General features: G+C 43.1%; 21 protein-coding genes. 17 read left to right on the forward strand and 4 right to left on the reverse strand.

The features are described 5' to 3' along the window. Positions 1 to 89: 89 nt before the first annotated feature. From CRECT_RS04795 to CRECT_RS04875, 17 genes are all read left to right on the forward strand, one after another. A complete protein-coding gene (locus tag CRECT_RS04795) occupies positions 90 to 902 on the forward strand; it encodes a peptidylprolyl isomerase (RefSeq protein WP_004319370.1) in 813 nt (270 codons plus the stop codon). A gap of 10 nt (positions 903 to 912) precedes the next feature. Beyond that, a complete protein-coding gene (fbaA, locus tag CRECT_RS04800; RefSeq protein WP_004319403.1) occupies positions 913 to 1,977 on the forward strand; it encodes a class II fructose-bisphosphate aldolase in 1,065 nt (354 codons plus the stop codon). Between the two features lie 8 nt (positions 1,978 to 1,985). Next, the gene (locus CRECT_RS04805) at positions 1,986 to 3,323 is read left to right on the forward strand and encodes a MotA/TolQ/ExbB proton channel family protein (protein ID WP_004319413.1); all 1,338 of its coding nucleotides are present in this window, start codon (positions 1,986 to 1,988) and stop codon (positions 3,321 to 3,323) included. Further along, on the forward strand, positions 3,310 to 4,419 hold the full coding sequence (locus tag CRECT_RS04810) for an OmpA family protein (RefSeq protein ID WP_004319444.1): 1,110 nt from the start codon (positions 3,310 to 3,312) through the stop codon (positions 4,417 to 4,419). Before CRECT_RS04805 ends, CRECT_RS04810 begins: the two co-directional genes overlap by 14 nt. A gap of 22 nt (positions 4,420 to 4,441) precedes the next feature. Further along, positions 4,442 to 5,629 carry a hypothetical protein gene (locus tag CRECT_RS04815; protein WP_004319441.1) on the forward strand — a complete coding sequence of 396 codons (1,188 nt, stop codon included), beginning with the start codon at positions 4,442 to 4,444 and terminating at the stop codon, positions 5,627 to 5,629. After that, positions 5,626 to 6,921 carry a histidinol dehydrogenase gene (gene hisD, locus CRECT_RS04820; protein WP_004319466.1) on the forward strand — a complete coding sequence of 432 codons (1,296 nt, stop codon included), beginning with the start codon at positions 5,626 to 5,628 and terminating at the stop codon, positions 6,919 to 6,921. Before CRECT_RS04815 ends, hisD begins: the two co-directional genes overlap by 4 nt. A 609-nt stretch (positions 6,922 to 7,530) precedes the next feature. Next, positions 7,531 to 7,971: a hypothetical protein gene (locus CRECT_RS04825; protein WP_004319422.1), complete on the forward strand. Its 441-nt coding sequence runs from the start codon at positions 7,531 to 7,533 to the stop codon at positions 7,969 to 7,971. Positions 7,972 to 8,389: 418 nt separating this feature from the next. Continuing rightward, the gene (locus CRECT_RS04830) at positions 8,390 to 9,751 is read left to right on the forward strand and encodes a sodium-dependent transporter (RefSeq protein WP_081451664.1); all 1,362 of its coding nucleotides are present in this window, start codon (positions 8,390 to 8,392) and stop codon (positions 9,749 to 9,751) included. 5 nt (positions 9,752 to 9,756) lie between these two features. After that, positions 9,757 to 10,887, forward strand: coding sequence for a hypothetical protein (locus tag CRECT_RS04835; protein WP_004319372.1), 1,131 nt, complete (start codon positions 9,757 to 9,759; stop codon positions 10,885 to 10,887). An 8-nt stretch (positions 10,888 to 10,895) separates the two neighbouring features. Further along, positions 10,896 to 12,101 carry a M48 family metallopeptidase gene (locus CRECT_RS04840; protein ID WP_004319386.1) on the forward strand — a complete coding sequence of 402 codons (1,206 nt, stop codon included), beginning with the start codon at positions 10,896 to 10,898 and terminating at the stop codon, positions 12,099 to 12,101. After that, positions 12,088 to 12,936, forward strand: coding sequence for a peptide chain release factor N(5)-glutamine methyltransferase (prmC, locus tag CRECT_RS04845; protein WP_004319397.1), 849 nt, complete (start codon positions 12,088 to 12,090; stop codon positions 12,934 to 12,936). The genes CRECT_RS04840 and prmC overlap by 14 nt, the downstream gene beginning before the upstream one ends. Before the next feature lie 48 nt (positions 12,937 to 12,984). Beyond that, the gene (locus CRECT_RS04850) at positions 12,985 to 13,467 is read left to right on the forward strand and encodes a DUF4149 domain-containing protein (RefSeq protein ID WP_004319501.1); all 483 of its coding nucleotides are present in this window, start codon (positions 12,985 to 12,987) and stop codon (positions 13,465 to 13,467) included. A gap of 328 nt (positions 13,468 to 13,795) precedes the next feature. Continuing rightward, positions 13,796 to 14,578, forward strand: a complete 783-nt coding sequence (locus CRECT_RS04855; RefSeq protein ID WP_004319399.1) for a threonine/serine exporter family protein — start codon at positions 13,796 to 13,798, stop codon at positions 14,576 to 14,578. Further along, entirely contained in the window at positions 14,571 to 15,086 is a 516-nt protein-coding gene (locus tag CRECT_RS04860; RefSeq protein WP_004319499.1) for a threonine/serine exporter family protein, read from the forward strand. The genes CRECT_RS04855 and CRECT_RS04860 overlap by 8 nt, the downstream gene beginning before the upstream one ends. 279 nt (positions 15,087 to 15,365) lie before the next feature. Next, positions 15,366 to 16,283, forward strand: coding sequence for a HamA C-terminal domain-containing protein (locus CRECT_RS04865; RefSeq protein WP_050771487.1), 918 nt, complete (start codon positions 15,366 to 15,368; stop codon positions 16,281 to 16,283). Further along, positions 16,284 to 18,761, forward strand: coding sequence for a DEAD/DEAH box helicase (locus tag CRECT_RS04870; protein ID WP_004319395.1), 2,478 nt, complete (start codon positions 16,284 to 16,286; stop codon positions 18,759 to 18,761). A 374-nt stretch (positions 18,762 to 19,135) separates the two neighbouring features. Beyond that, a complete protein-coding gene (locus tag CRECT_RS04875; protein ID WP_004319409.1) occupies positions 19,136 to 19,534 on the forward strand; it encodes a YbgC/FadM family acyl-CoA thioesterase in 399 nt (132 codons plus the stop codon). On the opposite strand, the gene CRECT_RS04880 is transcribed toward CRECT_RS04875, so the two are convergent. From CRECT_RS04880 to CRECT_RS13200, 4 genes are read right to left on the reverse strand one after another with little or no spacing between them, the layout of a single operon-like run. Beyond that, positions 19,522 to 20,721 (reverse strand): hypothetical protein, encoded by a 1,200-nt coding sequence (locus CRECT_RS04880; protein ID WP_004319483.1) that lies wholly within the window; start codon positions 20,719 to 20,721, stop codon positions 19,522 to 19,524. The two genes, CRECT_RS04875 and CRECT_RS04880, sit on opposite strands and share 13 nt — an antisense overlap. Continuing rightward, on the reverse strand, positions 20,718 to 21,347 hold the full coding sequence (locus tag CRECT_RS04885; protein ID WP_004319448.1) for a uracil-DNA glycosylase: 630 nt from the start codon (positions 21,345 to 21,347) through the stop codon (positions 20,718 to 20,720). The genes CRECT_RS04880 and CRECT_RS04885 overlap by 4 nt, the downstream gene beginning before the upstream one ends. 39 nt (positions 21,348 to 21,386) lie before the next feature. Further along, positions 21,387 to 21,680: a GNAT family N-acetyltransferase gene (locus tag CRECT_RS13195; RefSeq protein WP_232501106.1), complete on the reverse strand. Its 294-nt coding sequence runs from the start codon at positions 21,678 to 21,680 to the stop codon at positions 21,387 to 21,389. A 23-nt stretch (positions 21,681 to 21,703) separates the two neighbouring features. Then, a complete protein-coding gene (locus tag CRECT_RS13200) occupies positions 21,704 to 21,862 on the reverse strand; it encodes a hypothetical protein (protein ID WP_227932202.1) in 159 nt (52 codons plus the stop codon). Positions 21,863 to 21,986: the final 124 nt, after the last annotated feature.

Raw genomic sequence — 21,986 nt, forward strand, 5'->3', positions numbered from 1 at the left:
TTATTTAAATTTTAGATGAATTATAACTTATATTTAATGACTTTCTTGCTATAATCACCCTCGCAAAAATCTAAATTTAAGGAAAAAAAATGAATAAATTTTTATTCGCGACTCTTAGTTTGGCTGCGGCTATGAGCCTAAATGCTGCGGTTCATGCGACCGTAAACGGATCTGATATCACCGATAAAGACATAGCTTTCACGCTTGCGGCGATGCCCGGCGTCACGCTAGAGCAGCTTCCTAAAGACACTCAAAAAAAAGTGATCGACGAGACTATCAGCAGAAAGCTTTTGCTAGACGAGGCTAAAAAAAGCGGACTAGAAAAAACCGACGAATATAAAGCCGCGCTAGAAGAGGTTAAAGATAACATCGCGCTTGATCTTTGGATGAAGAGAATTTTCGATAACGTCAAAGTAAGCGAAAACGAAATCAGCGATTTTTACAACAAAAATAAAGCCGAATTTGCCGTGCCCGCTCAAGTAAAAGCTAAACATATCCTAGTAGCTGCCGAAAAAGACGCCAACGACGTGATAGCCGCGCTAAAAGGACTAAAGGGCGATGCGCTCGTTAAAAAATTCGAAGAGCTGGCCAAGGCTAAATCTACGGATCAAGGTTCTGCCGAAAATGGTGGCGAGCTAGGCTGGTTCGGTCAATCCCAAATGGTAAAACCTTTCGCGGACGCCGCTTTTGCTCTTAAAAAAGGCGAGATAACCGCTAAGCCTGTTAAATCAAATTTCGGCTACCACGTGATCTTAAAAGAAGATAGCAAGGCTGCTGGCACCGTGGGTCTAAACGAGGTAAAACCTCAGATCGAAGGCAATCTAAAGATGGAGAAATTTAGAAACGATATCAGAAAAAGAGGCGACGAGCTTCGCGCGAAAGCGAAAGTAGAATACAAATAAGGTCGGTAAAATGGGTGTTTTAGACGTAGTAAAAGCCGGCGTTTTAAGCGGCGATGACGTAACTAGGCTATATAAATACGCAAAGGAGCAGGGTTTTGCCTTGCCTGCGGTAAACGTGGTCGGAAGCGACTCGATAAATGCCGTTTTAGAAGCGGCGAAGACGGCTAACTCACCCGTTATCATCCAGTTTAGTAACGGCGGGGCGGGCTTTTACGCGGGTAAAGCATGTAAGGACGCGGGCGTCCTAGGCGCGGTAGCGGGCGCACAGCACGTGCATCTGCTAGCCCAGGCTTACGGCGTGCCCGTGATCCTTCACACCGATCATGCGGCTAGAAAGCTGCTGCCGTGGATAGATGAGCTGGTTAAATTTAGCCGCAAATATAAAAAAGCCCACGGCGCACCGCTTTTTAGCTCGCATATGCTTGATCTTAGCGAAGAGAGCCTCAATGAAAATTTAAGCACCTGCGAGAAGTATTTGAATGAGCTTAGCGAGCTTGGTATCAGCCTAGAGATCGAGCTTGGCGTAACGGGCGGCGAAGAGGACGGCGTGGATAATACCAGCGTCGATAACGCGCTTCTTTATACCCAGCCCGAAGACGTCGCGCAGGCATACGAACGGCTAAGCAAAATCAGCGATAGATTTAGCATCGCGGCGAGCTTTGGCAATGTCCACGGCGTATATAAGCCGGGCAATGTCGTGTTGCGACCCGAAATTTTAAAAAATTCGCAAGAATTCGTGCGCGAAAAATTTAATCTGCAATCCGATAAACCCGTAAATTTCGTCTTTCACGGCGGTAGCGGTAGCGAGATCGCCGATATAAAAGACGCAGTTAGCTACGGCGTGGTAAAAATGAACATCGACACCGATACGCAGTGGGCGTTTTGGGACGGCGTGAGAGAGTATGAGCTCAAAAACAGAGCCTATCTGCAAGGTCAAATCGGCAATCCCGAAGGCGAGGATAAACCGAACAAAAAATACTACGATCCGCGCAAATGGCTGCGAAGCGGCGAGGAATCGATGGTAAAGCGCCTACTAACGGCGTTTGAAGATTTAAACTGCTTAAATAGAAATTAAGGCCCATAATGGAATCCAAAAAAGAAGCGAGAAACGATAATTTTACCGATTTGGCGCTGCCTGAAGTAAAAAGCAGACAGTCATTTTTCGTCTATGCGAAAATCGTATTTTTACCGACGGCGATCTATCTCGTCGCGCTTCTTGGGTATTTTGGATATATAAATTTTCAGATCGGCCTACACACGGTCGTTATGATGGGCGTTATCTGGGCGATTTCGCTTGTTTTTGCTAAAAATAGCGCCGAGCTTGCTTGCTGCTATTTCGAGCAAAGCGGGGCTGATTTTAAGCGAAATTTAAAAGAATACATCATCAAGCACCTTTTAGTCATCGGCAAAGATACGAAGTCAAATGCAGGATTTGATGAATTTGTCGCCTACTACACCAGAAATTTGCGTAATGAAAATTTCGCTTCCGTAGGTGCGGGCATCTTTCCGATGCTGGGCATTTTAGGAACGTTTATCAGTATAGCGGTTTCTATGCCTGAGTTTAACTCCTCAAATACGATCCAGCTCGAAACTGAAATTTCAACCCTTCTTAGCGGTGTCGCAACCGCGTTTTACGTCTCTATATACGGTATTTTTTTAGCGCTTTGGTGGATATTTTTTGAAAAATACGGAACAAGTAAATTTGAAACGCTGGTAAGAAGACAAAAAAATGCGACAAGCGGCTTTTTTTGGACAAAAGAGGAGCTTGATAGAAGATATTTGCAAGAGAATTTAAGGCACTTTGAGAAGATCGGAGCGATATTCGAGCACGTTAGCAATGCCGAATTTTTCGAAGAGCTCGACAAGACTATCGATGGCAAATTTAAGACTTTTACAAATATCTTGAAAAACGAAGAAGAGGCCGTCAAACTAAGCGACGAACACATCAAGCAAACGATGAATACGCTGCTAAAATCCTCAAAAGACCAAAAAGACTTAGTTAAAATTCACGCCGAAATTTTAAACGTTATCAACAAATTTAACGGCAGTATCAAAGATATGCAGTTAAAATTTGCCGAGCAATACAACCGCCTTTACGATGTGGGCGGAGAGCGCATAACAAGGCTTGAAAAGAGCGTGGGCGAGCTTGAGCATAACATCAGGATTTTTAGCGAATCGCTTTCTAAATTTAGCGGCGAAATTTTAGAAAAACAAAAGCTGGCGATGGAGGGCTTTAAAGAGAGCCTGATCGAGGGCGTGCAGGCGTTTAAAAAGGCCTTTGACGCCGAAGCCGGCGAAGCATACGAGGATAATAGCGCGCTCATTGAAGGGCTAAAGCAAGATATCGACGAACTCGACAAAGAGACAAACGAGATCTTGCAAACCATCGAAAAGGCGAGTATGCTAGATGAAAACGCGTAGCGAGGGTAAAAGCGGCGATCAGACCTTTTGGATATCGTATGCGGACCTGATGGCGGGGCTGATGTTTGTTTTTATGCTCATCATCGGCGCCGTCGTCGTAAAATACGTCCTTAGCCAAAGCGATCTGGCAAAACTGCAAAAAGATTTGAGCGAGCGCGAGAAGCAAATCGCCTCATCGCAAAACGAGCTTGTGCGCAAAGAAAACGTTATAAAAGAAATTTTTTCAAATTTAGACCGCGCAAAGAGCGAAAATAAAGAGCTTGCCGATATAAACAGGCTCGTAAACGAGATGCTTGAGGGCGTCAAAAAAGAGAAAAACGAGCTTACAAATTTAACCCAAACCTACGAGATAAATTTAAACGACGCAAACAAAACTATCGCTGATTTGCAGGATAGAGTGCTGCAGCTCGGGCAAATTTTAGCCCAGAGGGATGAAACTCTAAAAGATGTAAATGCAACTCTGGCCCAAAAAGAGGATGTCATAAAGGTGCTAAATGAAAAATTTAACAGTGAAATTTCAAGGTATCTGGCGCTGGAAGAGGATTTTAACAAAACAAAAGACAAGATAAAGGACCTTAGTTCGCTTCGCTCTAACGTCATCTCAAACTTAAGGGCAAAGCTGGGCGGCAAGGTAAATATCGACCCTAGCTCGGGTGTCGTATCGCTACCTGAGTCTATCCTCTTTGATACGGGCTCATACGAGCTAAAAGACGAGGCTAAGGTGCGCCTAAAAGAAATTTTACAGACTTATTTCGAAGCGATACTAAACAGCGAAGAGATCATAAAGCACATCGACAGGATCGTGATCGAGGGTCACACGAACTCTGTGGGAAGCTATATGTATAACCTCGATCTGTCGCAAAAGCGCGCGTATTCGGTGCTGGATTTTATCTACTCGTGGAACAAGGATAAGCGCCTGGAGCGATATCTCATCGCTAGCGGGCGTAGCTTTAGCGATCTGGTGATAAAAAACGGCAAAGAGGACCCGGATGCATCCAGGCGTATAGAGATCAAAATTTCGATTTCCGACAAAGAATCTATGAGAGAGATGGAAAATTTCTTGGAGCAACAAAATAAAAAGTATTCAAAAAACTAAGTTTCGAGATACTGATTTTTACGTGCTTCGCGACGATCTCGTAGAGGGCGGATTTAACGGTAACAAGGCTAGAAAGCTGGAATATTTTCTGCACGCTGATTTAAGCGGCGTAAAGCGCGTCGTTAGCTACGGCTCAAGCCAGTCAAACGCGATGTATAGCCTAAGCGTCTTTGCGAAGATGAAGGGCTTTGAGTTTCACTACGTCGTTTCAAATTTAAGCTCAAATTTAGCGGCAAATCCGATCGGAAATTTTAAATTTGCCCTTGAAAACGGGATGAAAATATATGTAGATAAAGATAGACGAGCGCGAGCCAGGGCTTTAGCTTATGAGCTAGCAAGGTTAAAAGAGGGCGAGATTTGCTGCGGCGAGGCGGTAAATTTGACGCACAATCGCAGCGAAATTTGCTCAAATTTAAAGGATGCCGGCAGGTTAAATTTGAGCAAATTTGACGAAGGACTCGGTTTTACGGATATAAATTTAAATGCAAAAAATATGTCAAATTTGCAAGCCGAAGTCGAGCCGAATTTGCAAATAGAAAAATCAAATTCACAAGATTTAAACAGGCAAATTTCGAGTAAATTTGACGAACCAGCAAAGCTCGCGGGCGTAAAATCCAGCATATGCAAAAGCCATAAAAACTCAAATTTTAAAAAATCCGCAAACCCGTCTAGCTCAAATTTACCCGCCGCGCAGGATTGCTTCATCGGCGATTCGCTTTTTATAAACGAGGGCGTTTGGCAGCCTCAGGCGGAGGAGGGCTTTATCTCGCAGGCTAGGCAGATAGAGCGCTGGGCGGAGGCGGAGGGCAAAATCGTGGATATATTTTTGCCTTCAGGCACCGGCACGTCGGCGGCGTTTTTGGCCAAGCACGTCAAATTTGATGTCTATACCTGTCCTTGCGTGGGCGACGCAAACTACCTAAAAAGCGAGATCGAGGCGCTGACGCCAAACTCGAAGGCGCGCATTTTGCCGCCGCCGAAAAAATATCATTTCGGCGATCTAAAGCCGGAGCTTTATCAAATTTGGCGCGAAGCGTGCGAGCAAACCGGGATAGAATTTGAGCTCATTTACGATCCGGTCGGCTTTTTAACGATGATGGCAAACCTGGGCGCGTTTAAAAACGAGATTTTATACATCCACCAAGGCGGCGCGCTCGGAAATATCAGTCAAAAACTAAGATACGAAAGAAAATTTAAGGAGACGAGATGAAGTTTTTACTCACTAGCAACGAAAATTTTAAGGACTATTTTGCGGCTTTGGTAAACCGCTCAAACGGCGATATGAGCGCGGTTACGCCCGCCGTTTCGCAGATACTTGAGGACGTGCGCGCTAGAGGCGACGAGGCGCTTTTTGAGCAGATAGAGAAATTCGACCGCTGGAAACCTGACACAAATAGCCTAAAAATCGGCACCGAAGAGATGCAAAAGGCCTACGACGGCATAGATAGCTGCCTGCGAAACGCGTTAAATTTAGCCTTTGAGCGCATAAAAAGCTACCACGAAAAAAGCCTGCCAAAAACCTGGATGGAGCACGACGAGCACGGCGTTTTGCTAGGCGCAAAATACACCCCGCTAGACCGCGCCGGGCTATATATCCCCGGAGGCAAGGCCGCCTATCCTAGCTCGCTTCTCATGAATGCCGTCCCGGCTCTGGTCGCGGGCGTTGGGGAGATCGCGGTCTGCACGCCTGCCGTCGGAGGTAAGGTAAATACGCTACTGCTAGCCGCCATGCATATCTGCGGCATCAAGGAGGCCTATAAAGTAGGCGGTGCGTCGGCGGTAGCGGCGATGGCCTACGGCACGCAAACGATCAAAAAAACCGACGTCATCACGGGTCCTGGCAACATATACGTCGCGACGGCTAAAAAGCTCGTTTACGGCGAGGTAAATATCGATATGATCGCGGGCCCTAGCGAGATCTGCGTCATCGCCGACGAGAGCGCCGACCCTCGTCACATCGCCGTGGATCTGCTCTCGCAGGCCGAGCACGACGAGATGGCTAGCGCCGTGCTCATCACGCCTAACCAAGCCTTCGGCGCGGCGGTGCAAAGGCATATCAACGAGGAGATCAAGACTCTAGCCAGGCAGCCGATCGCGCAGGCTAGCATCGATAAAAAGGGCGCTATAATCGTAGCTAGCGACCTGGGTGAGTGCGTGAGGCTGGCTAACGAGCTAGCGCCCGAGCACCTAGAGATCGCGACAAATGACGCGATGGAGCTAGCTAGGCAGATCAGGCATGCCGGAGCGATATTTATCGGGCACTTTACGCCCGAAGCTATGGGCGACTATCTAGCCGGACCGAACCATACGCTGCCAACTGGCGGTAGCGCGAGATTTTACTCGCCTCTCGGGGTTGAAAATTTCATGAAGCGCACCTCGCTCATCTCGCTAAATGCAAAAGGCATAAGCGAGCTAGCAAATGCATGTATGGAGCTAGCCGAGGCCGAGGGGCTGGGGGCGCATAGGCGGTCTGTCGTGGTTAGACTCGAAGCTTTGAAATAGCGGCTTGATTTTTTGGCACTTTTAAATGATTTTACAAATTTCGCCCGTCGATGGACTTTGCGTCCTATCTTGGGACGAAATTCGATAAAAAACATTTAAATTTGTTCAAAAATTCTTTGCCGCGAGTTTGGCGTGCGAAATTTGACGGCTTTTATGAAGTGATTTTTCGGATGCTTTTTGAAGGGCTGGTAAAAATAAATACTCGCGGACGACCGATCTGCCCCGTCTTATTTTTGCGTCGCGACTTTAAAAATCACCTCAAGATATAACGCCTTTTTGTTTAAATTTACGGTTTTTGGCGAGTTCTTTGCCGCGAGTTTGGTGCGCGAAATTTGGCGATTTTTTTGTGTAGTTATCTCTCGGGAGCTTTTAACGGAACTCGTGAAAAATCGGCTCGGCGGGCTGGCTTGTCCAGCCTGCTCCTATTTTTCACTTCGTAACTCTCAAAATCTCTCCAAGATATAATATCTCTTTTGTTCTTAGATAAAATTTCGATAAAAAATATTTTGCCGCGAGCCCAGTGCTTGAAATTTGTAAAACAAACATACGAGCGGTTTGCTAAATTTTACGTTTTTATAAAATTTACGGCAATCTCGCAAAAGGAGACAAATGAGTCCGAAAAATCCCGTTTCAAATTTCATTTCAGCCGATGAAGAGATGCTCGCTTTTTTGTCAAATTTAGGCCAAAAGTGGTGCGTGAGCGATGGCGTAGTGGAGTTTATAGAGCGAAATTTTACCTTTGTCGGCTCAAAGCCCGTTTTGCAAATTTTAAAAGATTACAAAACGGCCGATTATAAAAATTTTGCCGATATTAAAAATTTTCTAAGCTCAAATTCAAGTGTCCAAAGTAAAATTTTAAGCGGTGAGATAAGCTACGTCGGCGACAATCTAACCGGCGCAGGGGTCAAATTTGCGTCCGAGTATTTTTACGATTTTTTAAAATTTACGGTTGAAAATATCCCCGAGCATCGCTATTTTTGCAGCCCCGAGGTGGGCTGGATTTTACTCGTCGCGATGGAAGGATACGTAGAATTTGCCGTTTTAGACTAACGGGTTTGCTATTTCGAGCTTGCGCAATCGCCGTTTTAGCTCGGCAAATGATAAATTTGATTTTTTTGAAACTGCCGTCAATCTTGCCGGCCTTGTCGTTTAAATTTTGCTTTCTTGTGCCTTGCCGCTCTATTGCAAAATTTAACTTTCGATCCGTTTATCGCGTTTTTCCCGTATTGCGGCTTAAATTTATTTTTTGAGTGGCGAGCCGTCTTGGCGTCAAGTCGTTTAAATTTTATAAATTTGCTCGCAAAAACCTAAACTTGCAAAAAAACAAATCCCAGAGTCAAAAACGAATTTCGCTCGCAAAATCCTCAAATTTAGCAAAAAAGCCGAGCTTATGCGCCGACACTGCCCTCCGCTAGCAAATTTTAATCAATTTTTTTATATAATTTCGCGTTTTATTAAAGGGTTTATGATGGATAGAAGGACTTGGAGTTCGAAAATAACGTATATTTTGGCAGTCGCGGGCGCGACCGTGGGCTTTGGCGCGACGTGGCGCTTCCCGTATCTGGTCGGGCAAAACGGCGGTGGCGCCTACGTGCTCGTGTTTTGCATCGCGATGATCGTGATCGGCATACCGATGATTTTAGCTGAAAATGCGATCGGCAGACGCCTAAAATGCAACGCCGTGGACGCATTCGGCGGTAAAAATATCAGCCCGGCATGGAAAATCGTGGGCTGGATGGGGCTGCTCGGCGCATTTGGCATCATGGCCTACTATATGGTTATCGGCGGCTGGGTGCTAAACTACATCGCGCAGATCGCATTTGGCATGCTTGATCTCTCGCGGGTGCTGAGCTTTGAGGCTACGAGCGCGTTTTACGAACAAAATATCGTGAGCGATCCTCTGGCTATCAGCTTTGCGACGCTCGTGTTCGTGCTTGTAAACTACGCGATCTTGGTGCAGGGCGCGGTCGGCGGTATCGAGCGCTCGGCAAAGTACCTCATGCCGCTACTTTTCGTGCTCATGATCGTGATGATCGTAAAAAACTTGACGCTAGAGGGCGCGATGGAAGGCGTCAAATTTTACCTCACGCCCGATTTTTCAAAGATAAATATCAAGCTTTTCGTCGAGGTTTTGGGGCAGGTATTTTTTGCACTCTCGCTTGGTTTTGGTGTAATGATCACGCTTTCAAGCTTTGTTAAAAAGGACGAAGGGCTTGTGAAAATCTCGATCATCACGGGCATCCTAAACACTCTCATCGCCGTGCTTGCGGGCTTTATGATATTTCCGTCGCTCTTTAGCTACGGCGTCTCGCCCGATAGCGGCCCGAGCCTCGTGTTTAAGAGCTTGCCGATCGTTTTTTCGCATATGCCTTTTGGCGGATTTTTCGCGGTGGCGTTTTTTGCGCTACTGATGATCGCCGCGCTCACGACGTCGCTGCCGATCTACGAGGTCATCATCACGACCCTTCAGGAAAAATTTAAAATAAAACGCAAAAGCGCGATCTTGCTTGTGCTTGGCACGATATTTATCTTTGGAAATTTACCGTCCTTGATGGCTACTAACTTGCTTTCTGACGTTAAAATTTTCGGTAAAAATATCTTTGACGCATACGACGCCATCAGCGCTACGATATTTTTCGTGCTGACTTCGCTAGGATGCGCGATATTTGTGGGCTGGGTGCTAAAGGACGAAGCTAAACGCGAGATAATGCGGGGCAGCGAAAAATACGCAAAACTCGTAAATATCTGGTTTTTGTATATCAAATTCGTCGTGCCGTTTATCATTTTGGTGCTTTTTATCAGCTCGTTTTACGATAACTTTTTAAAGTAAATTTGATGAAAAATTTTATAAATTTAACAAACGGCGATCGCCTAAATTTGCGCGTGCAGAGTCAAATTTTACTAAGTGAGAGCATCAAAAACGGCAAAACGAGGCAGACGCAAAAGGAGTTTGCTAGCACGGATGAGGCGCAAAAAGCCTGCGCGAAAAAGGAGTGGGAGAGCCTGAAAAAAGGTTACGTCCTGCAAAACGCGGGCGCCAAAGCGGGCGAGGCGAGTCTGCACGTCTATATCGGCGGCGGATACACGGGCGCGCTAGCCTTTTCGGGCGCGGAAGGCGAGCTTTTCGTCTATAAATGCGGCGGCTACAAAGATGGCGGCGCGCTGGATGATTTTCTAATCAGACTGGACGTGAGCGGCGCCGTAAAGCAACAGATCGTCCTGCCAAAGCCGCTTGCGTGGCAGGCGGAGCGTGCGGGCGAAATTTTGCTTTTGGATCTGGATCATTTTATCTTTAAATTTGACCCGGCAAGAGGCGAATTTAGCGATCTCTCTCAAGGGTTAAGCTTTAAAAACAGCAAAGAATTTACGAGTTTCGTTTGCGCTGCGAAAGATACGGCGGCGTTTGCGATGTTCGGTCAAATTTTTACTCTGCGCGGCGGCGAGATTTCGCCTCTGGCCGAGTACAGATCCGAAATGAAAAGCTACGCGCCGATCCTTTGTGCCGCGCTCGACGCTGACGGTACGCGACTTGCGCTTTGCTGCAAGCAAAACGAGATTAAAATTTTAAGCACGCTAAGCGGCGAAATTTTAAACGAGATCAGGGGCGATTTCGGCATTTTTGATAAAATTTGCTTTTTGGCGGACGGCTCTCTACTGGGCAAGGAGCGCTACTCTAGCAAGCCAGTTTGCCTCGATACCGCAAGCGGCGAGCGGCTTAATCCTGCGTGGCTGCGAGGCGAATGCGCCGAGGCGGACGAGCTTTGCGTTAGCGCGGACGGTTCACGGCTGGCGCTAATTAGCTACGACAAAGCTCGTATCATCGATCTAAAAAGCGAAAATTTGCAGCTTAGCTTTGAGCTCTCGCACGTCGTGAAGCGCTGCGAGACGAAATTTGAGCGTATAAACGGCGAGGAATTTTTGGCCGTGCGCACCGACTACGGCTGCTTTAGTCTTTATAAAATTTAAGGAAAAATATGTTTTATTTTTTACTCGGTATTTACTTTTTTTACGTTGCCGCAAAGGCGATTTTGGCGATTTTACAGATAAACTTTATACGCGCGGAGGCTAAAAAGCCAGCCGTCGTGCTAGAGCAGAATGAATACGAAACCGCCGCCGCGGCAGCGATAACTAATCAAAAATTTGAGATAGCAAGCCTGTTTTATCACGCCGCGATATTTATGATGTGGGCGTGCTGGGGGCTTGGCGAGATGTATGAAAGCGCCTATAAAACGGGAGAACTGCGAGATCATATCATCTTTGTGATGAGCTTTTTGATCATCTCGTCGCTGCTGGAGCTACCGCTAAATATCTACGAAACCTTCGTCAAAGATAAAAGGCTCGGCTTTTCAAACGTCACGCCCAAAATTTTCGCGCTTGATCTGCTTAAAACGCTCGCGCTAACGCTGGTGTTTGGCACGCTGTTTGTGTGGCTGGTGCTGCTTTGCATTAGATTTTTGGGTGATTTTTGGTGGTTTTGGGCGTTTTTGCTTAGCTTTGGCGTCGCGCTTGTGATAAATCTCATCTATCCGACGCTCATCGCGCCTATTTTTAACAAAATGCAGCCGCTAGAAGAGGGCGAGCTAAAAAGCCGTATAGAAGGGCTTTTAGCGCAGTGCGGGTTTAAAAGCAGCGGCGTTTTTACGATAGACGCTAGCAAGCGCGACAACCGCTTAAACGCCTATTTCGGCGGTCTTGGCGCGACTAAACGCGTGGTGCTTTTTGATACGCTCGTTAAAAAACTGAGCCTAGAGGAGATAATCGCCGTTTTGGGGCACGAGCTGGGACACTTTAAGCACAAAGATATCCTAAAAATGATTGCTCTAAGCGCGGTTATGCTTTTTGCGATGTTTTTTATATTCGGCAACATCCCTGACGCGGCGTATCAGGCGCTGGGACTCAGCCCGGCAGGCGGCGGAGTGATCGTGTTTTTGCTACTTTTTTCGCCGATTTTCGGGTTTTTATTTTCGCCGGTGAGCTCGTATTTTAGCCGCGCGAACGAATTTGGCGCCGATAAATTTGCAGGCGATGTCTCAAACAAAGCCGATATGATAAGCGCGCTAAAAAAGCTAGGCTCCGAAAACAAGGCCTTCCCGAAGGCTCATCCTTTCTACGCGTTCGTCTATCACTCGCACCCAAGTCTTTTTGAGCGTATAAACGAGCTGGAAAATGACGGTAAATGACGCGCTAAAGGCCGCCTCATCTCAGATCGCGCCTGCGTGCGAGATAAGCGGCGCAAATCCGGCGCGCGTAGCCAAGGCGCTTTTGATGCGACAACTCGGCGTAAAAATCGAATGGATATTTTTAAATTTAAACCGCGAGCTAGAGGATTCGGAGGGATATTTTGCGTTAGCAAAACGCTTCGCAAATCACGAGCCGCTAGAGTATATCACGGGCGAGGTGGGCTTTTACGGGCTTAGTTTTAACGTAAAAAAGGGCGTCTTGATCCCGCGTCCCGAGACTGAAATTTTAGTCGAAAAATCGCTTGAAGTTTTATCAAATTTGCCTGCGCGAAACGAGCCGCCCCTAGTCGCCGAGATCGGAGTCGGAAGCGGGATAATCAGCATCTGCCTCGCGCTAAACTCAAGCGCCAAAATCATAGCCTCAGATATCAGCGACGATGCGTTAAATTTAGCTCGCGAGAATGCCGCGAAATTTGGCGTAGAGGATAGGATAGAGTTCGTAAAATGCGCGTATTTGGACCAAATTTACGGACGGTTTGACCTGCTAGTTTCAAATCCGCCTTATATCGCGCAGGACTACGAGCTTGATAAATTCGTGCTAAACGAGCCGCATGAGGCGCTGTTTGGCGGCGCGGCGGGCGACGAGATCTTAAAAAACATAATCTTCGTCGCTAAAAATCGCGGCGTAAAATACTTAGCCTGCGAGATGGGCTACGATCAAAAAGCCTCGCTTGAAAGCGTGCTTGAGCTTAGTGGATTTGAGGCGGAATTTTATCGGGATTTAGCGGGATTTGATCGCGGATTCGTCGCGCGAAATGCATTTGCGAATTTATAAATTTTCGCAAGCGCGCTAGAGCTAAAAATTTTAAAACAAAGGACTAAAATGAAAAATATTTATCTATTTTTACTGGCTGCTTTGGTGGGCGTAGAGATCGCTCTGGGAGCTTTCGTAGCGCCGGTGATATTTTTCCCTCAAAAACTCATAGGCGAAGGTGTGCTGACGCATTTTCAAAGCGGAATAATGATGACGCAAATTTTTATAAAATACAATTATGTTTTGCTGGGCGTTAGCGCATTGGCGTTTGTTTACGAGGCCGCTTCGCTAAGGGGCAAAGAGAGCTTTGGCGTGCGCATTTCAGGCTTTATGTTAAGCTTTATAAATTTAAGCTTGGCCTTGCTTTTCGTATTTTATTTTACTGATTTTATCGTGGCGGCTCAGGCTGCGGGCCAGGATGCGACCATCGGAAATGCCGAATTTGACGCGATGCATAAAGCGAGCGAATGGGCGATGAAAATGATGATGATTGCGCAAACGGCGTTATTTTTCCTGCGTTCTTATAAAAAACTTAAGGCGCAAGCGGAGTAAATTTGCCGATCATACGGCTCTGCTCGGCGGTAGTGCAAAGATGTGCCCGGCGACAGGGTCTAAAGCGTGCAGATAGCGCCCTTGCGCGGTAAATTCCGATGAGAATGGTGCGCGTGATTAGGTAAAACGGCTATGCGATCTAAGCTGGCATCGGTGCAAGCGGAGTAAATTTATTTCTCCTAACCCGGCTCGGCGGGCGGCGGAAATTTTTAAAATAGAAAGCCAAAATATATTTTATCGCTAAATTTATCGTTTAAAACTTGGGTTAAAAATTTTATTTTAGCTAGGTTTTGATAAAATCGACTAAATTTTAAATAAAGAAAGCAAGATGCCCGAGAAGCCCGATATCCAAATTTTAACCGATTTTCTCTCCGACTACACGACGGCGATGGTGAGCGCCGGCACCTACACCGCGCGCGTCGAAAAGTGCGTAGACCGCGTGGCTAGGCGCTACGGCTACGACGTTAGCGTGACGATTTTCGTGAAGTATTTTACGATTAGCGTGATGGACTCGCAGGATAACTCCCTGCGCCGAACCTACGTGAAAAAGATCAAGGTAGGGCAGGTGAGCTTTAACCGTATTTCCGAGCTTTCGTCGCTTAGTTGGCGGATTTTGGATGAAAATTTGAGCCTAGACGAGGCCAAAGAGCAGTTTGAGAGCGTCCTGCGCATCGGGGCGCATAAATTTGCAAGCTCGCTTATTTTGATCAGCCTTGCAAATGCGGCGTTTTGCAAGCTTTTCGGCGGCGATGCGGGCTCGGTGGCTTGCGTATTTTTCGCGACGCTCGTGGGATATAGCCTTAGATTTGCGCTTGCTAAAATGGGCGTAAATTTAAAAATCCAATACGTTTTGGTCTCGTTTATCGTCTCATTTATCGCCTATCTTGGCGTATTTTACGGCTTTACGCACACTAGCGACGTGGCGATCGGCTCGTCGATACTCTTTTTGATGCCGGGCGTTTTTCTCATAAACTCGGTCTTTGATATCCTAAACGACAATACGCTTGTGGGCATCAGCAGGGCCGTGAGCACGGGCATCCTGATACTTTGCATCGCGGTGGGCGTTTATATCACGCTCTCGCTTAGCAGCGCGGAGATTTTACATGTTTGAGCTTTTTACTGCGACGCTTATAGACGGCGCTTTTGCCGCGGTGGCGGGGCTTGGCTTTGCCTACGCTAGCTCTCCGCCAAAAAGGACTCTCGCATTTTGCGCGCTGCTTGCGGCATTTGCGCACGCTAGCCGCTTTTGGATCATGCAGATGGGATTTTTTAACATCAGCGTCGCCACGCTCATCGTCTCTTTTTTAAGCGGGATTTTAGGTATGCTCTTTGCCAAACGGCTAAAAGTGCCCGCCGAGATCATTGCGTTTCCGGCGCTTTTGCCGATGGTGCCCGGAGTTTACGCATATAAGGGCATTTTGGCGCTGTTTTCGTTTCTAAACGAGACTGATATCGCTAAGAAAAACGAATACTTAATCATATTTTTCGACAACGCCATCACGACCACGACGGTCTCGTTAGCTCTAGGTGTGGGCGTTTCGGTGGTGCTTATTTTATTTTACGATCAGTCCTTGATGATTACTCGCGGCGCTAAGTGCGATCTGGCGACGAAAAGATAAAGTAGAAATCCAGCAATAATCACTAAATAAACGAAAGTGTAGAATATAGCAAGATAAAAAGCATAGTAAAAATATCTATAAAGTATGTTTAAGTATTGTGTGTTTGCGGGAATGCTCTATAAATTAAATAATAAGTATTATTTTATATTAAAAATATAAAAGATTTTCTATTTTTAGTAGAACAGAATTTGATAAAAATAAGGTAAAATAAAGAATAGAAATTTGTGAGATTTGGTTTTATGAATCTTTAAATGAAAAAGCAAGAATGGAGGTATAAAATTGGAAGACTTTTTATCTGTAGCCAAAAAAGATTACGATAGTATTTTTAACAAAGTTGAACATTCAAATAGTATCAATGGGGTAGATGTAAACCTCAGATTTAAATTTATTCAATTTGATCCAAATGGGGATCTAAAAATTGATTTACTAATAAAAAAGTTACTAAGTTATTTTACCCATTACTGCTTTTCTGCACAAAAACGAAGAATAAACGAATCTCCCACTGAACAAGAAAGAAATGAAATGTATCATGAAGCCAAAAAACTTTTTAGAAAATGGAGGCAGCAAGAGATTACGGATAAAAATAAGTCCACATCTGGTGAGATGGGAGAAATGATATTGTGGTTTTTAATGGAAGCTGTATTGGAATCACCTCAAATAGTTGCAAAAATGGATCTAAAAACAAATAGACAGATGGAGTCTTTTGGTTCTGATGGTATTCATATGAAGATAATTGATGATGTTTTAAACATATTTTTTGGAGAAGCAAAGCTTTATAATGATGTTGGAAAAGCTATAGATAGTATTTTTGAAAGTATTGAAAAGTTTCATAAAGATAAAATGTGGGAGCATGAATACAATATGGTAACTACTCATTTTAAATACCTAAAAGAAGGCGAAAAGCAAAAAGTTTTTGATTTTATAAGTGGTAAAATAAAAAGCCAAGATATAAAAATAAATCATGCCTGTTTAGTTGGATATAATTGGAGTGAATACAAAAAGCTTGACGATCAAATCAAAAGGCAAGAATTTATTGATGCATTTAAAACTAAATACCAAAAAGATACCACTAGGTTGGCGAGATTAATACAGTTGCGGTTTGACAAGTTTTCAAAAAAGCAATTTCATTTTGAAGTTTTCTTTTTGCCGGTTAAAAGCGTACAAGAATTAAGAGATAAATTTAATGAGGAGCTCTAAATGAATGTTTTAATAGAAAAACTCGTCAAGTATGATATTGTAAATTATTTATCGGGTCTAAACATTAAACAGGACAATAATTTGGAGCAATTTAGTGGAGAAGAAATTCTGCAGTTATGTAAGTATGCTTCTTTGTTAGCATTATCTGATAAGGATGATGAACAAATGCTTTCATATGAAATTTCTACAAAGCTATTTATTAATTTTTATGAAAAATATCCAACTTTATATTCTATTGTTTTTAGCATTCTTTCAAGATTGGGTAATTTTCCTAATAGGGATTTATTAAAAAAATATAAACCTTCTGAAGAATTTCGATCGCAAAGTCTTTTGATTGACCTAGAAAGAATGGCAAGAGAAAAAGAAAATCAACTCATATTGCAAAATAACGAGCAAATTTTTTTAACGGACTTTCAAAAGCGATTTTTTGACGTATTGACTGATAGACATTTCTTTAGTGTATCTGCTCCAACATCTGCAGGTAAATCGTTTATTTTTACTCTAGCAATAGTAAAAAGACTACTTAAAAATCCTAATGAGGTAATTGTTTTAATTGTTCCAACCAGAGCATTGATTAAAGAATTGAGTGAAAAAATAATAAAAAAATTAAAACATTATAATCTATTTGAAAAAGTTGATGTCAGAATTTTGCCTATTTTGGAAGATAAATCAAATGACAAAGGCAGGGTATATGTACTTACTCAAGAAAGGTTGAGCACTTTATTGGAAGAAAATATAAAAATTAATACATGCTTTATAGATGAAGCGCAAGAAATACAGAATAATAGAGGTGTGGTGCTGCAAAATACAATTGAGCTTTTAATCAAAAGAAACCATGATATAAATTTATTTTTTGCTAGCCCATTAATTAAAAACCCTGAGTATTTTAATAAATTGTTCGAGCAAAAATTTGATAATGAGTATTTTATAGAAAACATATCGCCCGTTGGACAAAATATTTTATTGTTAAGTGAAATCAAAAATAAACCAAAAAGCGTATTTATTGAAAATATAGATTTTAACTCGCAAAGAAAAAATTTAGGCGAATTTAAATTAGATTTTAAATTTAGAAAAAATGAAAAAATAATTTCTCTTGCTAAACAAATTTGTAGAGAAGATGAACTTACATTGATATATTGTAATGATCCAGGTGAGGCAGAAAAAAGGGCTTTGTTGCTAACGGAAAAAATAAACAATATTGATACTGATGATGAAATCATTGGTTTAATAAATTTCATAAAAGAAGATATACATAAGGATTACTCAATAATTCAATGTCTCAAAAAAGGAATCGCCTACCATTACGGCTATATGCCATCTTCAATTAGAGCAGAGATTGAACGTCTTGCTAATATTGGGAAATTGAGGTTTGTATTTTGTACTAGTACTTTATTGCAGGGCGTTAATTTGCCTGCAAAAAATATTATAATATCTCGCCCCAATAAAGGCAAAAATCAACCTATGAATCGAGCTGATTTTCTAAACTTAATTGGAAGGGCCGGGAGGCTTTTATATGAATTTCAAGGAAATATTTGGTGTATAGAGCCAAATCAGTGGGAGTTAAAAAGCTTTGAAGGTAATAAGCTTCAAGAAATAGGAGCTTATTTTGAAACTTCCTTATTAACAAAAACTGATGAAATTATAGAAATCGCCAAAGATCAGAATAATGATAGCAATGAAGTTGCTGTTTTCGGAAAATTTTATTTAGATTTTATTATTAATGAACAAAATATTGATCAATTTAAAGAGCATATAAGCTATGAAAAAATTCAAAATCTATTTGATATTTCCAAACTAATTGCGCATCAATTACCAGATAATATTATAAGAAAGCATTATTCAATCCATCCTGCAAGATTACAAAAGATGTATGTGTATTTTAAGGAAAATAGTAGTAATGATTTAAATGAATTTATTCCTAAAAAAGCCTATCAGAAACATACAAATGATAATTTAAAATTAATTTTTAAGCTTATAGATTTAATACTGTTCAATAAAGGGAATGAAAATAAACAATATGAACTTTTTAGTTTTATTGCTTCATCTTGGATGCATGATAAGCCGATAAGTCAAATTATATTAGAAAGAAACAAATATACAAAAGAAAACATTAATTCTACTATAAGAGAAGTTCTTGAAATAATAGAAAAACAGATCAGGTATAAATATGTTATTGCGACACATGCATATTTAGATATATTGAAACTAGCACTTTTGGAAAGAGGTAAAGATTTCAATGTTGATTTGATTCCAAATTTACCATTATATCTAGAGTGTGGCACATCAGACAAAACTATCTTGAGTCTTATTTCGCTAGGATTATCTAGACTTACTAGTATTAAATTAAAAATGTCGAAGAAATTCCGTTGTGATGAACCAACGGTTACTAATTGTTTTTATGCTCTTCAAAAAATTGATATCAAAAATCTTAATATACCAGAAGTTTGCAAACATGAAATTATGGGATTGATTTTATAAGATAATTAAGCCAATAAAAAACAAAAACTACAATTATGGGCAAAAAAAGATATTTATTTTGGAGTTTTTGGATAGTTTAAAAAATTGTTATAAGATAGTAATCTAATCAAATAATTATTAAAGTAAATACAGTAAGGCTAAGATAAAAATACGTAGACAATAAACACAGCGTTTTTATTTTAATATTAAATATATTTTATGAAAGTTGCTTTTTATTAATTTGACATATTTAAAGTGGATTATAAAAGAATAAAATAATATCAAGAAAATAAAAATTCTAATTTTCTTGCCAATTAGGATAGTTTTTACAATCTTGATGCAATCAGACCAATAGACTTAAATAAAATAACCATATTTTAAATATAGAGGAAAATATGAAAATACGAATCTACTACGAAGATACCGACACCGGCGGCATAGTCTATCACGCAAACTATATAAAATACTGCGAAAGGGCGCGCAGCGAGATGTTTTTCGGCTCGGAGGTTAAGCCTTTTAGCAAGGATGGGCATTTTGTCGTGAGCGAGATTCGGGCGAAATTTAAAAAGCCCGCCGTCCTAGGCGATCTGCTCGAGGTAAAAACGAGCGTGACAAGCCTGAAAAAAGCCTCCGCGCTCATAAATCAAAAAATTTATAAAATCGCAAATTTAAGTGGTGAATGCGAACCCGAGCTTATATTTGAAGCGGACGTCGAAGTCGCGTTTGTTAGCGACTTGAGACCTGCTAAGATGAGCGAGGAGATAGTGGATTTTCTCTCCTCTTATTGCTCGTAAAAGCCGTATTCGCCGGCTTTTAAAACCTTCGTATCGTAGATGATCTGCGAGTCCTCGACGCTCTCGTTAAAAAGCCTCTGCGCGCCGCGGTTTAGGTAGGTCGCGTATATGTAGTCAAGCCCGACGCTAGCGGAGTAGCCCACCCAGTTGAAGTTCAAATTCTGCCCCAAAATTTCGTTGTTTGAGTCTAGCGCGCCGTCGGTTTTAGAAATCGAGTTGGCTATGTAGAGTTTTTCTCTATCTTGCGGTTGCGTGAGTTTGAAAATGCTCGGCGCGTAGTTTATCTGGGTGCTTAAAAGGGCGTTAAATTTGACGTCGTAAAGGCGCATTTGAGAGCTTACCATCGAGGCTTTTACGAGCGGAACGTTTAGAAAAACGGTCGCGTCGCTTAGCCTTGAGTTGCCGGATAACATCGGCTTTAGGTCGGTGACGCCGCTTGCGATCTCGTTTTCGTAGGCTAGCCCGCCGCTAAGCTCGTCGGCGTAGCGATTTAGCGCCGCTCCTAGCGCGCTGCCGTCAGAAAACGCCGCGACTTGGCCGTTTGAGAAATTTAGCAGCTTCTCGACTTGCCCTTTGTAGTCTATGCCGCCGAATATCAAATTGTCTTGCGGCGAATCGACGCTAGATATGTGTAGGGTCGGCACGAAAGCCGTCATGGCGGGGTCTAAAACCTCGTTTAGATATTTTGCGCCCACTGGCGTAAAGGGCGCGATGAGGTAGGCGATATTTTCGCTTCTAGCGCGGGCTAGAGCGCCGTCGATAGCGCTCGGAGCCTCGTTGCCGATGTTGTAAAATTTAACGTCGATAGCGGCATTTTGTCTTATGGCGTAGGCGATAACCGCGTTTGAGACGACGCCGGCGTAGCTTTTTATGCTATCTTGCGGGATGATGACGGCGATCTTAAACTCGGCACTGGAGTTTGGCGTCAGGCTTTCGGCGCCGGCGTTTGCGAACGAGCCGTTTAGGGCGTTAAAGGCTTGCAAGATTTCTTGATTCGAGCTACCCTCGTAGCGAGCCAAAAAGCTATGCAAAAGACCGTTTCTAACGAGATCAAGCAAACAAGCGTCGTTACATTTGGCGGTTTCTAAATTTATATAAATTTCGCTTGCCGGCGGGATATCGGAGGGTTTGTCACTCCTGGCAAACAGCGCCGAACAGATCAGTAAAGCGGTTAAAATTTTTCTCATAGGTACTCTTTTATCTTTTTTAAATCGCTGAAAAACAGCTCTTTTTTGCTTGGATTTTTCGCTATGACCGTCGGCGAATAGGTCGCTAGCAGGGCACTGTGTTTAAATTTCATTATGTTTCCCCTTATTGCCTCAAAGCTTTGCGCGCTTTGTTTTATCATTTTGTAAAAGACCTCTTCGCCTAGCGCTACGATGAGTTTTGGCGCGATTAGACGGACTTCCGCGCTAAAATACGGCTCGCAAAGCTCATATGCGCTTGCCGGAGCTTTGGCGGCGGGCTTGCATTTTAGCAGGCTCGTGACGTAAATTTCGTCCTTTTTTAACCCGGCCATCTCATTTAAATTTTGTAAAAATTTATCGTCGCCAGCCAAAAACTCTCCGCTCGCGTCCTCGGCGGCGTTTGGCGCGTCAAATACGAAAATAACCTTAGCGCTTTTATCTCCAAGGCCCGCTAGCGCGTGATTTGCGCTCTTGCAAAGCTCGCATAGATTGCACTCTTTGATGCTTGCGTTTAGCTCTGCAAGGCTACTCGGCAAGGCCACGGACGAAGGTGAAAAATCGGCAAATTTATACCCGAACGCCCTCAGATAGTAAAGCTCTCTTAAAATTTCGTTTGCGTAACTCATCGCGCGATAATATCCAAAAGGGCGTTAAAAATAGATAAATCAAAGCGCTAGTTTGATTAAATTTTCGCCGTCCAAGCGGTAGTTTCGCCACTGCTCGGACTGGTTTTTCGCGCCCATTTTTTCGTAAAATTTGATGCCAGGCTCGTTCCAGTGCAGGCACGCCCACTCGAGGCGTTGCAGATTTTCGTCCTTGCAAATTTGAGCTAGATGCCTAAAAAACTCTTTTCCTATGCCTTTGTTGCGATGCTCTTTTTGGACGTATAAATCCTCCAAATACATCCCGCCAAGCCCCAAAAACGTGGAAAATGTATAAAAATATATCGCGTAAGCCATGATTTTGCCCTCTGCTATGCAGACTAAAATCCGGGCGTAGTTTTTTTAAAAACAGACTCGGCAAAAATTTCCGGCGTAAATTTTACTTCATCGCTCATTTTTTCGTATGCGGCCAGCTCTTTAACCAGCTCGCAAACGGCCGGGACATCGGCTCTGGATGCTTTTCTAATAACGTAAGTCAAATTTGCTCCTAAATTTTAATGAGCGATTATATTTTTATTATTTTAAAACGAAGTTTAAAAATTTATTAAAAGGATTTTAAGCGATTTGTTGATAAAATCACCGACTTATATCAAAATCACCATA

The sequence above is a fragment of the Campylobacter rectus genome, from assembly GCF_004803795.1.
Classification (GTDB): Bacteria; Campylobacterota; Campylobacteria; order Campylobacterales; family Campylobacteraceae; genus Campylobacter_A; species Campylobacter_A rectus.

Bases quoted from the DNA above. Each gene is read 5' to 3' on its own strand.
- prmC (WP_004319397.1), top strand. From the start codon at position 12,088: ATGACGGTAAATGACGCGCTAAAGGCCGCCTCATCTCAGATCGCGCCT.
- CRECT_RS04880 (WP_004319483.1), bottom strand. From the start codon at position 20,721: ATGAGAAAAATTTTAACCGCTTTACTGATCTGTTCGGCGCTGTTTGCC.
- CRECT_RS04840 (WP_004319386.1), top strand. From the start codon at position 10,896: ATGTTTTATTTTTTACTCGGTATTTACTTTTTTTACGTTGCCGCAAAG.
- CRECT_RS04835 (WP_004319372.1), top strand. From the start codon at position 9,757: ATGAAAAATTTTATAAATTTAACAAACGGCGATCGCCTAAATTTGCGC.
- CRECT_RS04805 (WP_004319413.1), top strand. From the start codon at position 1,986: ATGGAATCCAAAAAAGAAGCGAGAAACGATAATTTTACCGATTTGGCG.
- CRECT_RS04870 (WP_004319395.1), top strand. From the start codon at position 16,284: ATGAATGTTTTAATAGAAAAACTCGTCAAGTATGATATTGTAAATTAT.
- CRECT_RS04830 (WP_081451664.1), top strand. From the start codon at position 8,390: ATGGATAGAAGGACTTGGAGTTCGAAAATAACGTATATTTTGGCAGTC.
- CRECT_RS04885 (WP_004319448.1), bottom strand. From the start codon at position 21,347: ATGAGTTACGCAAACGAAATTTTAAGAGAGCTTTACTATCTGAGGGCG.
- CRECT_RS04850 (WP_004319501.1), top strand. From the start codon at position 12,985: ATGAAAAATATTTATCTATTTTTACTGGCTGCTTTGGTGGGCGTAGAG.
- CRECT_RS04810 (WP_004319444.1), top strand. From the start codon at position 3,310: ATGAAAACGCGTAGCGAGGGTAAAAGCGGCGATCAGACCTTTTGGATA.
- CRECT_RS04860 (WP_004319499.1), top strand. From the start codon at position 14,571: ATGTTTGAGCTTTTTACTGCGACGCTTATAGACGGCGCTTTTGCCGCG.
- CRECT_RS04795 (WP_004319370.1), top strand. From the start codon at position 90: ATGAATAAATTTTTATTCGCGACTCTTAGTTTGGCTGCGGCTATGAGC.
- CRECT_RS04875 (WP_004319409.1), top strand. From the start codon at position 19,136: ATGAAAATACGAATCTACTACGAAGATACCGACACCGGCGGCATAGTC.
- CRECT_RS04855 (WP_004319399.1), top strand. From the start codon at position 13,796: ATGCCCGAGAAGCCCGATATCCAAATTTTAACCGATTTTCTCTCCGAC.
- hisD (WP_004319466.1), top strand. From the start codon at position 5,626: ATGAAGTTTTTACTCACTAGCAACGAAAATTTTAAGGACTATTTTGCG.
- fbaA (WP_004319403.1), top strand. From the start codon at position 913: ATGGGTGTTTTAGACGTAGTAAAAGCCGGCGTTTTAAGCGGCGATGAC.
- CRECT_RS04825 (WP_004319422.1), top strand. From the start codon at position 7,531: ATGAGTCCGAAAAATCCCGTTTCAAATTTCATTTCAGCCGATGAAGAG.
- CRECT_RS13195 (WP_232501106.1), bottom strand. From the start codon at position 21,680: ATGGCTTACGCGATATATTTTTATACATTTTCCACGTTTTTGGGGCTT.